The sequence below is a fragment of the Micromonospora sp. ANENR4 genome, from assembly GCF_015354395.1.
GTDB lineage: Bacteria > Actinomycetota > Actinomycetes > Mycobacteriales > Micromonosporaceae > Micromonospora > Micromonospora aurantiaca.
Genome location: NZ_JADKYQ010000025.1, coordinates 24,143 through 36,863 on the forward strand (window position 1 = coordinate 24,143; position 12,721 = coordinate 36,863).

At 73.7% G+C, this 12,721-nt stretch carries 13 protein-coding genes; 9 read left to right on the forward strand and 4 right to left on the reverse strand.

What is annotated here, in order from left to right:
* The first annotated feature begins 2 nt into the window (after nucleotides 1-2).
* The 4 genes from IRY44_RS29440 to IRY44_RS29455 all read left to right on the forward strand — a co-directional run bounded on the left by IRY44_RS29440 (nucleotide 3) and on the right by IRY44_RS29455 (nucleotide 3,346).
* Entirely contained in the window at nucleotides 3-1,001 is a 999-nt protein-coding gene (locus IRY44_RS29440) for an amidohydrolase family protein (protein WP_194803404.1), read from the forward strand.
* A gap of 117 nt (nucleotides 1,002-1,118) precedes the next feature.
* Nucleotides 1,119-2,591, forward strand: coding sequence for an amidase (locus IRY44_RS29445; RefSeq protein WP_194803405.1), 1,473 nt, complete (start codon nucleotides 1,119-1,121; stop codon nucleotides 2,589-2,591).
* A gap of 70 nt (nucleotides 2,592-2,661) precedes the next feature.
* Entirely contained in the window at nucleotides 2,662-2,946 is a 285-nt protein-coding gene (locus tag IRY44_RS29450; protein ID WP_026268244.1) for a hypothetical protein, read from the forward strand.
* Nucleotides 2,933-3,346, forward strand: coding sequence for a DUF5130 family protein (locus IRY44_RS29455; RefSeq protein ID WP_091423148.1), 414 nt, complete (start codon nucleotides 2,933-2,935; stop codon nucleotides 3,344-3,346). The genes IRY44_RS29450 and IRY44_RS29455 overlap by 14 nt, the downstream gene beginning before the upstream one ends.
* Nucleotides 3,347-3,485: 139 nt before the next feature.
* Here IRY44_RS29455 and pepN read toward each other — a convergent pair whose 3' ends face one another.
* Nucleotides 3,486-6,032: an aminopeptidase N gene (gene pepN, locus IRY44_RS29460; RefSeq protein ID WP_194803406.1), complete on the reverse strand. Its 2,547-nt coding sequence runs from the start codon at nucleotides 6,030-6,032 to the stop codon at nucleotides 3,486-3,488.
* Between the two features lie 227 nt (nucleotides 6,033-6,259).
* Here pepN and IRY44_RS29465 point away from each other — a divergent pair, with 227 nt between their 5' ends.
* The 4 genes from IRY44_RS29465 (at nucleotide 6,260) to IRY44_RS29480 (ending at nucleotide 9,196) form a co-directional block, all read left to right on the forward strand.
* A complete protein-coding gene (locus IRY44_RS29465; RefSeq protein ID WP_135241648.1) occupies nucleotides 6,260-6,883 on the forward strand; it encodes a disulfide bond formation protein DsbA in 624 nt (207 codons plus the stop codon).
* 147 nt (nucleotides 6,884-7,030) lie between these two features.
* Nucleotides 7,031-7,375, forward strand: a complete 345-nt coding sequence (locus IRY44_RS29470; protein WP_194803407.1) for a hypothetical protein — start codon at nucleotides 7,031-7,033, stop codon at nucleotides 7,373-7,375.
* A gap of 78 nt (nucleotides 7,376-7,453) precedes the next feature.
* A complete protein-coding gene (locus IRY44_RS29475; RefSeq protein ID WP_194803408.1) occupies nucleotides 7,454-8,653 on the forward strand; it encodes a DUF1015 family protein in 1,200 nt (399 codons plus the stop codon).
* 72 nt (nucleotides 8,654-8,725) lie between these two features.
* Nucleotides 8,726-9,196, forward strand: a complete 471-nt coding sequence (locus tag IRY44_RS29480) for a ribose-5-phosphate isomerase (protein WP_013288048.1) — start codon at nucleotides 8,726-8,728, stop codon at nucleotides 9,194-9,196.
* 16 nt (nucleotides 9,197-9,212) lie between these two features.
* Here IRY44_RS29480 and IRY44_RS29485 read toward each other — a convergent pair whose 3' ends face one another.
* Nucleotides 9,213-9,614, reverse strand: coding sequence for a hypothetical protein (locus IRY44_RS29485; protein ID WP_194803409.1), 402 nt, complete (start codon nucleotides 9,612-9,614; stop codon nucleotides 9,213-9,215).
* 422 nt (nucleotides 9,615-10,036) lie between these two features.
* A complete protein-coding gene (locus IRY44_RS29490) occupies nucleotides 10,037-11,257 on the reverse strand; it encodes a GNAT family N-acetyltransferase (protein ID WP_269697500.1) in 1,221 nt (406 codons plus the stop codon).
* Between the two features lie 99 nt (nucleotides 11,258-11,356).
* Here IRY44_RS29490 and IRY44_RS29495 point away from each other — a divergent pair, with 99 nt between their 5' ends.
* Nucleotides 11,357-11,896, forward strand: a complete 540-nt coding sequence (locus IRY44_RS29495) for a hypothetical protein (RefSeq protein ID WP_194803411.1) — start codon at nucleotides 11,357-11,359, stop codon at nucleotides 11,894-11,896.
* Nucleotides 11,897-11,950: 54 nt separating this feature from the next.
* Here IRY44_RS29495 and IRY44_RS29500 read toward each other — a convergent pair whose 3' ends face one another.
* Nucleotides 11,951-12,556: a hypothetical protein gene (locus tag IRY44_RS29500; RefSeq protein WP_228533058.1), complete on the reverse strand. Its 606-nt coding sequence runs from the start codon at nucleotides 12,554-12,556 to the stop codon at nucleotides 11,951-11,953.
* Nucleotides 12,557-12,721: the final 165 nt, after the last annotated feature.

Below are 12,721 nucleotides of genomic sequence, written 5' to 3' on the forward strand. Positions count from 1 at the left end.
GCGTGCCGGTCGTGGACGTGCACACGCACGTCGTACCGAAGGGGTGGCCGGACCTCGCCGCGGCGTGCGGCGGGTCCGGCTGGCCCTGGCTGCGGGTGGACTCCGAGCGCGCCGCCATGATCATGGTGGGGGAGACGGAGTTCCGTCCGGTCGGCGCGCAGTGCTGGGACGCGCCGACCCGGCTGGCCGACATGGACGCCGACGGCGTGGACGTGCAGGTCGTCTCGCCCACCCCGGTGTTCTTCAGCTACGACCGCCCGGCCGACCAGGCGGCCAAGGTGGCCCGGATCTTCAACGACCTCACGCTGGAGGTCACCGCCGGCGGTGGCGGCCGGCTGGTGCCGTTCTGCCAGGTGCCGTTGCAGGACCCGGACGCGGCCTGCGCCGAGCTGGACCGTTGCCTGTCGGCCGGGCACGCCGGGGTGGAGATCGGCAACCACGTCGGTGACCGGGACCTGGACGACGAGGGCATCGTGCAGTTCCTGACCCACTGCGCCGAGGTCGGCGCGCCGGTGTTCGTGCACCCGTGGGACATGCCCGGCGGCCCCCGGCTGGACCGGTGGATGGCCCGCTGGCTGACCGGGATGCCGGCCGAGACACACCTTTCGGTGCTCGCGCTGATCCTCGGCGGCGTGTTCGACCGGGTGCCGGACACGCTGCGGATCTGCTTCGCGCACGGCGGCGGCAGCTTCCCGTTCTGGCTGGGCCGCGCCGACAACGCCTGGCACCGCCGCGGCGACCTGGTACGCGGCGCGTCGAGCGCACCGCCCAGCTCGTACGTCGACAGGTTCCACGTCGACTCGGTGGTCTTCGAACCGGCGGCGCTGCGGCTGCTCGTGGACACCCTGGGCACCGAGCGGGTGCTGCTCGGCAGCGACTACCCGTACCCGCTGGGGGAGCGGCCGGTCGGTGACGTGGTGCACCGGGCGGACTTCCTCACCGACGCGCAGCGGGACGCGCTGCTCGGCGGCAACGCGCTGCGGTTCCTCGGCCGCCGCTGAAGCCGGCGCGGGTGCGTCCGTCGTCGCCCTAGAGTCGACGGACGCACCCGGCGCTGTTCAGGACCGGCCGGACGTGTCGCCGGGCCTCCCGGCCGCCGTACCGGCAGGATGGACGGCATGGCCGAGCCGCACGACCTGACCGCGCTGGAACAGGCCGCCGCGATCCGCCGGGGCGAGCTGTCCAGCCTGGAACTGGTCGAGCACCACCTGCGCCGGGTCGAGGCACTCGGCGAGACCGTCGGCGCGTTCGTCACCGTCACCGCCGAACAGGCCCGTGCCGCCGCCCGCGCCGCCGACGCGCTCGCGGCCGAGGAACGGTGCCCGCTGCACGGCGTTCCGACCGCGATCAAGGACCTCACGCTCACCGCCGGGGTCCGCACCACATTCGGCTCGGCCGCCTTCGCCGACTTCGTCCCGCCCGTCGACGCCGACGTGGTCCGCCTCATGGCCGACGCCGGCCTGGTCAGCCTCGGCAAGACCACCACCTCCGAACTGGGCTGCTCGCTCTACTCGGAGGGACTGGTGGCGCCGCCGGCCCGCAACCCGTGGGACCTCGCGTACACCGCGGGCGGGTCCAGCGGCGGCGCGGCCGCAGCGGTCGCCGCCGGGCTGGTGCCGGTGGCGCAGGGCTCCGACGGTGGCGGCTCGCTGCGCATCCCGGCCGCGCTCTGCGGGCTGGTCGGCTACAAACCCAGCCGGGGCATGGTCTCCGGCGGGCCGCTCGGCTTCGGCGGCTTCGGGCTGCCGGTGAACGGGCCGATCGGCCGTACCGTCGCCGACGTGGCCGCGCTGCTCGACGTGCTCGCCCGCCCGGTACCCGGCGAGCCGTACCTGCCGCCGGCCGCGCCCGCCGGCGGCTACCTCGGCGTCACCCGCGCCGCCCGCGTCACCGGCCCCGGCCGGCTGCGCGTCGGCCGCTTCACCACGCCGATGCTCGCCGACGAACCGGTCCACCCGGACTGCGTGGCCGCCGTCGACCGGGCCGCCGCGCTGCTCAGCGACGCCGGCCACGAGGTGGTCGACGTCCCCGCGCCGCTCGGCCCCGAGGCGTGGCCGCTGTTCGAGACCGTCTGGTACGCGCTGGCTGTCACCCCCGTCCCGGCCGGGCGGGAGGGCGACCTGCTGCCGCTGACCCGGTACCTGCGCGAGCGCGGCGAGGCGCTCGGCGCGGCCCGGCTGATGGCCGCGCTCGGCGAGCTCCAGGCGCAGGTACGCCGTGGCGTACGCCGTACCGCCGGGTGTGACCTGCTGCTCTGCCCTACGCTCGCGGCCCCGCAGGCGCCGGTGGGCGCGTTCGCCGCCCTCGAACCGGCAGCGGACTTCGACCGGCAGCGGCGCTTCTCGCCGTACTGCGCGGTCTTCAACGTCACGGGCGATCCGTCCGTTTCGTTACCTCTCGGACGGACCACCGACGGGCTTCCGGTCGGGGTGCTCCTCACCGGCCGGTACGGCGACGACGCGACACTGCTCGCCACTGCCGCGCAACTGGAGCACCGGAGTGACGGATGGGATCAGCACCCCGCAATCTGGCGGGCCGCCGACTCCGCTAACGTGAACATCACAAGTGACGTGGGGCGCGACCGGTCCTGACCGGCCGACCCGCACCATTCCTGGTCTCTCTTTCCGCCTGGGGGCGTTGGGATTGTCTGTTACCGAGACGTTGGTGGTCTTCGTCGGCATCCCGGCCGCCGCGGTGCTGCTGATCGCCGCCCTGGCGGCCGTCGGCAGCCGCGGCAACGGTGGCGGCGCCAAGCGCTACCGGCCGGGCCGGCCCTTCGACTTCACTCCGGTCTGGTTCCTGGGCCGTCCGGAGCAGCTGGCCGACTCGGCCGGCACGGCGCTGGCCGCCGGGGCGCAGGCGCCGGCGTTGACCAGCCGCAAGCAGGAACAGGCCGGCCGGGAGGCGCCGGCCGGTGGAACCGGAGGCGCAAGTGACCGTTGGTGAAGCGCGGCCCACGACGGGGACGGGCACCCCGCCCGACGTGCTGGACGGACCGTTCTCGACCCGTCAGCTGCTCCGCATCGACGAGGCGCTTCGCCTCGCCGACCAGGGCACCGGCCTGGTCTTCTCGGTCTACGTCGGCGGCCTCGACGAGCCGATCCGGGAACACGCCGAGCGGCTGCACCGCCAGCTCGCCGACCCGGACCGCTCGGTGCTGATCGCGGTGTCGCCCAACCAGCGGCAGCTGGAGATCGTCACCGGCAAGTACGCGCGCAAGCGCATCCCGGACACGTACGCCAAGCTGGCCGCGCTCTCCATGGTGGCTTCCTTCGGCGGCGGCGACCTGGCCGGCGGCATCATCCAGGGCCTCGACCAGCTCGCCAGCCACGCCGGCAAGGGCTGATCCCCGCCCGTACACACGACGAAGCCCGGCCCGCGTATACGCGGGCCGGGCTTTCTCGTGTCAGCGGGGCGGGCCCCACGACAGCGGCCGGGGCCGGCGCGGGCTGCCACCCGCGCCGGCCCCGGCCGGCGTGCCTCACTCAGGCGCTGCGCGCGTCCCGTTCCCGGGCCTTCAGCGCGCGGACCACGCCGTCGCGACCCTCAGCCACCAGCCGCCGCAGCGACGCCGGCCGCCCGTCCTGGGCCAGCCACGCGTCGGTGGCCGCCACCGTGTCCTCCTCGACCAGGTACGCCGGGTAGGCGAGCTGCACGAACTCCTGCGCCGGCTCGCTGTCGCGCTGCGCCCACACCTGGTCCACCGTGGCGAAGTACCGCTCCCGGTAGGGCGCGGTCAGCTCGACCTGCGCCGGGTGGGTGAAGCCCTGCAGCAGCGCCCGGTTGCGCCAGTTGGGCAGCGCGTCCGGGCCGGTGAGCAGCGCCCACACCGCCGCCTTGTTCTCGGCGGTCGGCACCAGCGCGTGCGCGTACGCGGCCTCCCGCTCGCCGCTGGCGGTACGGTCGGCGGCCAGCTCCGCGTCAACGTCGGCAGCACTCGCCGCACCGTTGGCGACGAGCGACTGGAGCACCGCCCAGCGCAGCTCGGTGTCCACGGTCAGGCCCTCCGGTACCCCGTTGCCGTCCAGCCAGCCGCGCAGCGTCGCCAGGTCCTCGCCGGAGCGGGCCGACGAGGCGTACGCCCGGGCCCAGGCGAGCTGGAAGCCGCTGCCCGGCTCGGCCGCCGCGAGCGCGGTCCGGGCGGTACGGGACAGGTCGGCCCAGCCGGTCGGCGCCCACGCCGGGTCGGCGTAGAAGGTGAGGGCCGTGGTCGCCTGCCGCAGCGTCGCCGTCACCAGGTTGATGTCGGTCTCGGCGGTCAGCCCGGCCAGCACCAGCGCCACGTAGTCGCGGGCCGACAGCTCGGCGTCACGGGTCATGTCCCACGCGGCGGTCCAGCACAGCGCCCGCGCCAGCGACGAGTCGAAGCCGGCGATGTGCTGCACCACAGTGGCCATCGACCGCTCGTCCAGCCGCAGCTTGGCGTACGTCAGGTCCTCGTCGTTGAGCAGCAGCACGTCGGCGGCCCGCTTGCCGTGCAGCTCGGACAGCTCGGTCAGCTCGCCGGTCACGTCCGTCTCGATCAGCTCCCGGCGCACCAGCCGGCCGTCGGTCAGGTCGTACAGGCCGACGCCGATGCGGTGGGTACGCAGCGTCGGGTAGCCCGACGGCGCCTCCTGGCGGACCACCACCCGCTCGTACGTGCCGTCGGCGCCGATGGTCACCTCCGGGCGCAACGTGTTCACCTGCGCGGTCTCCAGCCATTGGGCGGCGAACTTGCGCAGCTCCCGGCCGGAGGCCGCCTCCAGCTCGGACAGCAGGTCGTCGAACGTGGCGTTGCCCCAGGCGTACTTGCCGAAGTAGGCGCGCAGACCGGCCAGGAACGGCTCCTCACCCACGTACGCGACGAGCTGCTTGAGCACGCTCGCGCCCTTGGCGTACGTGATGCCGTCGAAGTTGACCTCGACGGCCTCCAGGTCCGGCATCTCGCAGTAGACCGGGTGGGTGGAGGAGAGCTGGTCCTGCCGGTAACCCCAGTTCTTGCGGATCGACAGGAACGTGGTCCACGCGTCGGTGAAACGGGTGGCGTGCGTGTTGCACCAGTGGCTGGCCCACTCGGCGAACGACTCGTTCAGCCACAGGTCGTTCCACCAGCGCATGGTGACCAGGTCACCGAACCACATGTGCGCCAGCTCGTGCAGGATCGTGTTGGCGCGCTGCTCGTACTCGAAGTCGGTGACCTGCGACCGGAAGATGTAGTGCGACTCGGCGTGCGTGACGCAGCCGAAGTTCTCCATCGCGCCGGCGTTGAAGTCCGGCACCCAGAGCTGGTCGTACTTGGGCAGCGGGTAGCGGACGCCGAACTTCTCCTGGAAGAAGTCGAAGCCCTGCGTGGTGATCAGGTGCAGGTCGTCGGCGTCCATGTGCGGGGCCATGCTGGCCCGGCAGAAGTAGCCCATGTCGATGCCGTCGTGGCTGTGGCGCACCTCGTGGTACGGCCCCGCGCAGAGCGCGGTGATGTAGGTGCTCATCCGCTCCGAGACGGTGAAGTGCACCGTCTTCAGGCCCTCACCGGCCGCCTCCTCGCGCTCCACCGGCATGTTCGACACGACCCGCCAGTGGTCCGGGACGGTGGCGTGCCAGGTGTAGACGCTCTTCAGGTCGGGCTGGTCGAAGCAGGCGTAGACCTTCTGCGCGTCGGCGGTCTCGAACTGGCTGTAGAGGTAGGTCTCGCCGTCCACCGGGTCGACCGTGCGGTGCAGGCCCTGCCCGCTGTTGGAGTAACCGAAGTCGGCGTCGACCACCAGCACGTTCTCGGCGGCCAGGCCGCTGAGCGTGAGTCCCTTCTCGGCGGACCAGCCGGACAGGTCCACCGGCTCGCCGTTGAGCGTGGCCGACCGCACCGATTCCGCGGCTGTCTCGATGAACGTCGTCGCCCCCGGTTCGGCGCAGCGGAACCGGACCTCGGTCACCGAGCGGAACGTGCGACCGGTGGGCTGCACCGCGGTCGACAGGTCAAGGCTGATGTCGTACCCGGTCACCTCGAGCAGGCGGGCCCGCTCGGTAGCCTCGACCTGGGTCAGGTTGCGCACTCCCGGCACTGTTCGTCTCCATCCCACTCGTCTCGCCGCGCCCCGCGGCGCCGGTACTGCCCGGCCGCTCGTGACGGCCCGTCGAGAACCGAGTCTTCCATGCACGGACCGCTCTCGGTGGTCGAGGTCACGCTCTCATTCCGGTACCTGTCGATGCGGTACGGGGTGAGGATCGGAGGTGACCGCGCCGGAGCCCCGGCGCGACGATGTCGTGAAGGGAAGACACAGTGACCGAACGTGTCACCGCGGACATGTGGTTCGACCCGCTGTGCCCGTGGGCGTGGATCACCTCCCGTTGGCTGCTGGAGGTCGAGCAGGTCCGGGACGTGGACATCCGGTTCCACGTGATGAGCCTGTCCGTGCTCAACGAGGGCCGGGAGTTGCCGGCGGAGTACCAGGACCTGATGGTCAAGGGCTGGGGCCCGGTACGGGTGTGCATCGCCGTCGAGCAGGCGCACGGCGCCGAGGCGCTGGCGAAGCTCTACACCGCGATGGGCAACCGGATCCACCTCAAGAAGGAGGAACTGGGCCGCGACATGCTCGCGGGCGCGCTCACCGACGTCGGGCTGGACCCGGCGCTCGCCGACGCGGCCGAATCCACCCAGTACGACGAGGCGCTGCGGGCCAGCCACGAGGCGGGCATGCGGCCGGTCGGCACCGACGTGGGCACCCCGGTGATCCACGCGCCCGGCCCGGACGGCAAGCAGGTCGCCTTCTTCGGCCCGGTGATCACGCCGGCACCGAAGGGCGAGGCGGCCGGCCGGCTCTGGGACGGCGTACTGCTGGTCTCCGCCACCCCCGGGTTCTACGAGCTGAAGCGCACCCGCGAACAGGGCCCGATCTTCGACTGAGGTGAAAGGAAGGGCCCCTTCTTAACACCGGCAGCGCGCCCCGAGCCCCGCACCGCCCGTCACCGGGCCGGTGCGGGGCTCGTTTCACCGGGTGTCCCAGCCGACGGCCCGCGGGGCCGCAACACGGCAGCTCCTGGAGGCGTTCCCATGGCCAAGCACCGCCACATGTCCGACGACGCGCCGCAGCAGGCGACCGAGGACTCCGGTGCGACGTACTGGTCGGTGACCGAGAGCGACTGGCCGGCGGGCCCGGCCGAGGTGGCCGACCTGCTGGCCCCGCCGATCGTGGTCGGCGTGGCCCGGGTGGTGGCCACCTCGCGGATGACACCGCCGGCCGAGACCGTCCGGCCCGCCCGCGCGCCGTCGCGGTCCGGCCCCGCCGCCCACCCGGCCGCCGCGGGTGCGACGACGGTACGCCTCAACGCCGGCTCCCGCCCGGCCCCGCCGGTGCGCCGCCCCGCCCCGGGCCGGCACCGCAACCCCACCGCCTGAGCTGCCTTCCTTTCACCTGGTGGTAAGGGGGTGAGTCCGGCGGCGGGGGTGATCGGGGCCCGGGTAGCGTCAGCGGACATGACGGTCGTGCACCCGATCACCCGGGCCTGGATCACCACTGGCGGCACCGGCGCGCAGAACTACGACGAGTTCGCCGACGACGCGGAGATCACCTCCATCGTCGAAGCGAATCCGCACAGCGCCCTGGGCATCGAGATGCCCCACCGGGCGCCCGGCAGTCTCGGGAAGTCCTTCCTCGACGCGCTGCCGGACGCGGTGGCGCGCCTGGCCGAGGCGAAGGCGGACGGCAGCTACACGCCGGCCGAGCAGGTGGTGGTGCTCTACCGCATCAGCGCGCCGGGCGAGGAGAGCGCGTACGGGCTGTGGGTCATGGTCGACACCGACCAGATCTCCACCCGCGCCGACGAGCCGGGACTGGTGATCCGCAACGAGGACGTGTTCATCGCCAAGGTGCGCGAGCGCGTCGCGCTGGCCGAGGCGCTCGGTCACCTGCTCTCGCCCGTACTCCTGCTCCAGACCGGTAGGGGCGACGAGCTGCACGCCGCGCTCGCGGCGGCGACCGACGCGGCCGGTGCGCCCGCCGCGACGGACGTCGACCAGTCCGGCCGGACGCACGCGATCTGGCTGCTCGGTCCGGGCCCGGTGCAGGACGAGCTGACCGCGCTGGCCGGTGGCGGGGAGCTGGTGGTCGCGGACGGCAACCACCGCAGCCTGGCCGCGCAGACCGGCGGTTTCCCGCGCTTCCTCGCGGTGGTCACCACGCCCGCGTCGGTCGCCATCCAGCCCTACAACCGGCTGGTCAGCGAGCTGACCACCACGCCGGACGAGCTGCTCGACCGGCTGCGCGCGGCGGGCGCGGAGATCACCCCGGTGAACGGGCCGGCCGACGTGCCGGCGACCGGAGGCGTCGTGCACCTCTATCTCGGCGGCCGGGGGTACGCGGTGACGCTGCCGCACGTCGGCGCCGGTCGGCTGGAGAACCTCGACCACGCGCTCGTCGAGCGCCTGCTGCTGCGCGACGCGCTGGGCCTCGACCCGGGCGACAAGCGGATCACGTACGTGGGCGGCGACTACCCGGCGAACTGGCTCGTCGGTGAGGTCGACGCCGGCCGGGCCGAGCTGGCGGTGCTCGTCGCGCCGGTGACCGTCGACGACTTCGTCGCGGTGAACCTGGCCCGGGAGAAGATGCCGCGCAAGAGCACCTGGTTCACCCCGAAGGCGCGGGCCGGCCTGGTCGTGGCCGAGCTGCCGCACTGACCGTGTGACGAATCCGCCTCCGGGTCGCCGCCGGTTCGCCGGCCCGGAGGCGGGCCTGTCAGACTGCGCGGTATGCGCGTCTACCTGGGATCCGACCACGCCGGTTTCGAGTTGAAGGTGCACCTCGCCAACCACCTGGCCAAGCAGGGCTACGAGGTGGTGGACGTGGGACCGCACGTGTTCGACCCGGACGACGACTACCCGGCGTTCTGCCTGCACACCGGTGACCGGGTGGTCGGTGACCCGGGCAGCCTCGGCGTGGTGATCGGCGGTTCCGGCAACGGCGAGCAGATCGCCTCGAACAAGGTCGCGGGCGTCCGGGCGGCGCTCGCCTGGAACGTGGACACCGCCCAGCTGGCCCGTGAGCACAACGACGCGAACGTCGTGGCGATCGGCGCCCGGCAGCACACGCTGGACGAGGCGACAGCGCTGGTCGAGGCGTTCCTGACCACGCCGTTCTCCGGCAACCCCCGGCACAGCCGGCGCATCGAGCAGGTGGCCGCCTACGAGCAGAGCCGCCGCCTGCCCGAGCTGCCCGCCTGAGCGGACACCTCCGGGCTCAGCGCCCGTTGCGGGGCAGGTCCTCGCGCGGCACCCAGTTGCGACGGATGAGCACCACCCGCTGTTCGGCCTCGGCGAGGTCGTCCTCGGTGGGGCGGGCGGCGTCGCGTGCCCGCAGCGCGGCCGTCACGCTCACCTGCGACGAGCCGGAGCCGACCAGCCCACGCAGCCCGCGCTCGCCCTCCTCGGCGGGCGGCGCGGCGCGGCGTCCGCGGGGCTCCGGCTCGCCCGGCCGGCCGCCGCGCGGGGACCGGGGCACCACGTCGTCGTGTACGGGGGCGGTGCTGGCGGTGGTGCCGCCGGTGCCCGTGCCGTCGGCACCGGTTCCGGCGGTCTCCGTCGGCGGGGCGGCCTCGCCGTGATGCCGCAGCCGTCGTCGCCGTCGCTCCGCCTCACCCATCCCCCGACCGTACCGTCCCCGAGCCCACCCGCGCGCCGCTAGCACCCCGCGCGGCCCGCTGACCCAGCCGTCCCATACCCGCTCCCGGCACACCCGATCCCGCCAGCCTCCGTCGATCTTGGAGTTGTGGCGCCCGGAGTGCCCGGTCAGCGAGGTATGTGAGGTGCCACAACTCCAAGGTCGACGAGGCGCGCGCCGACGAGTCCCGCGACGGGCGTGCGCGCCCCATGCCCCCGGCCCCCGCCCCCGCCCCCGCGCGATCATGAAGTTAGCCGGAACAAATCGGACGATCCGCGCCGCTAACTTCATGATCGCGCGGGCCAGCCGGGCCAGCCGGGCCAGCCGGGCCAGCCGGGCCAGCCGGGCCAGCCGGGCGGGGGTGGGCGGGGGTGGGCGGGGAGGGGTGCGGGGCGGGCGGGCGGTCAGAAGACCTCCATGGGGGAGGGGGCGCGGTGCCAGGTGAAGGCGGGCGTCAGCGCGGTCAGCGTGTCGGGGATCAGCTCCTTCACGCGGCCGGCGGCGGCCAGCGCGTACGGGTTCGCGCCGCCGAGGTACAGCTCACCGAGGGCGCGTACGTCACACGCCAGCCCGGCCGGTGCGGTGGTGGGCGTGCACTCCGCCCCGTCGGGGCCGCCGACCAGCCGCCAGCGGCCGGTGTTCTCCTTCAGCAGCTCGTCGGCGACCTCGATCACCACGTCCACGTCGGTGGCGTAGCGCCGGGCGGCCAGCGCGGCCGGCACGTCCACCACCCGCACCCAGAGCGCGTCGGCGAGATGCGGGGAGAGCTGGCGGGGCTCGTCCACCAGCCGCAGCAGCGGCTCGTCCAGGGCCGCGATGCCGAACGACAGCCGGCGGGTCAGGTCGACCGAGAGCAGCAGCCGCCACAGCGCCGTGTACGCCTCCGGCGTCGCCGCCACCACCTCGCCGACCTGCACCTCGGCCTGCGGCCCGACGGCCGTCGAGCTGTCCTTCGTCCGGTACAGCGCGTACCCGTCGAGGCCGTCGGCGCCCTCGTGCAGCAGCACCCGGCGCTCGGTCGCGCCACCCCGGTGCGCCTTGAGGTCCGCCAGCACGTACGACCACCAGCGCTCGTCCCGCCGGGACCAGCCGGGACGCTCGGCGCGGACCCGCTCGTACAGCCGGGCCAGCTCGTCCCGGTGCGCGTCCGGACGGTCCAGACGCAGCCTGCCCTCGGCGGGCGCCGGGGCGGGCAGCCGCAGGCCGGTGGTGTCCACGGACAGGACGTAGCGCGGGGCCGCCGACCCGTAGCCGAACCGGGGGTAGATGCGGCCCTCGCTGGCCCAGAGCACCGCGATCGGTTCCCGGCCGGCGTCGCGGACGTCCCGCAGCTGGCGCCGCATCAGCGTGGTGAGCAGGCCGCGCCGCCGGTGCGTCGGCGCGACCGCGACCATCGTCACGTGCGCGGCCGGCACGTTCGCGCCGGGTACCGCGAGCTCGCGGCTGAACGCGGCGGCGTTTGCCACGACCGTCCCGCCGTCGCGGACCAGTAACGACCGGTCCGGCTCGAAGATCGGGCGTTCGAGCGCCTGCACGTCGGGGTCGAGATCGCCGTGGAAGGCCAGCGCCAGCAGCGCCGCGATGTCGTCGAAGTCCTCGGCCCGGGATACCAGCACGTCAGCCACGGCACGTGTGTATCGCACCGCGATGGGGGTCGGCACCCTATTTGCGGGCTGGCTACCCTCGGAACCGAGGCCGGAATCGGTCGAGGGGGAGGACGGAAGATGGCGGACCAGACACAGCCGTGGGCCGAGCGCACCGTGGAGGTGCCGCCCCAGCCTGGCGTGGTGCCCCCGCAGCGGGACGCGTTCCAGCGCGGGGTGGCGGCGGTCGGCCGGCCGCGCGACTCGCGTACGCCCCGCACCGAGCAGTTCCCCACTGTCGAGCACGGCGACTGGGCGGCCGAGCCGGCGCCGCGCCGGCCGATGAGCTGGCATCTCGCCCAGGCGCGCAAGGGCGGGGAGCTGAGCGCCGCCGGCGCGCTGTTCGCGTTCGTGTGCTGGGGAATCTGGGCGATCTCCGGCCGGGGCAACCTGGTCGCTCCGCTGCTCACGTTCGTGCTCAGCCTGCTCACCGCGGTCGGCCTGTTCGCGCTGGCCCGGCTGCTCGGCCGGCTGATCCTGGAACGGCAGCTCGGCCGGGTGCGCCGCAGCGCCAAGGGTGCTCACCTGGTCACCGCGTTGTTCCTGGCCGGCGTCGGGGTGGCGTATCTCCAGCAGACCGAGTGGGTGGTCTCCGCCTGGAACTGGGTGACCGGCAACTGAGCCGGCGGGTCGTCCGTCCGGTACGCGCCGGACGGACGACCCGGGGTGCCGGCGTCAGAAGGTGGTCGGCGCGCCGGCCGTCTTGCAGGCGGCGTTGATGTCCTTGCTGGCCTTCTCCATGGCGGGGTTGTCGGCGGCGGTGCCCGGGTCGGCGGCCGAGCCCGCCTTGCCGGCCTCCGCGCCGAACTCCTTCAGGGCGGTGGCCGCCTTGCCGTCGCCGGCGGTCCCGGCGAGCTCTGTCACCCGGTCACCGAGTTCGGTCAGGATCGCGCCGGTCTGCTTCGTCAGGTCGCCGCCCGACTGCACGGCGGTCATGAGCTTCGCCCGCATGTCCTTGTTGATCTTCTCGGCGGCGGTGCAGAGTTCCTTGTCGCTCATCGCGGCCGCCGACGGCGAGGGGGCAGCCGAGGAGGGGGCGACGGAGGCCGAGGTGGCCGCCGGCCCGGCCGTGGTCGAGGGCTTCTCGTCGCCGCACGCGGTGAGCCCCAGCACGGCACAGGTCAGGAGGATCGGCAAGATCCGATTGGTTTTCACGCCTGCGCACGCTAGCCGACGGTCGTCATCGATCAAACTCGGTTTGCCCGGGTCGGCCCCGGGATGCGCGGGCGGGCGGCATTCGCGCCGCCCGCCCGCGTGCCCGGCCGCGGTACGCCGCGACACCGGTCGTCTCTCCACCAGGACCGTGTTGCCTTACCCCGCCCCGCGGGCTTCATCCGTCGCCCGTTGGGCTGAGCGGTCACCGCCCACCGCCGTGACCGGCCGTTCAGCGAGCCGGGACGTGCTTCCGGCGCACCGGACCCGTCCGGCCGTCGTGCCGGCGTGGCG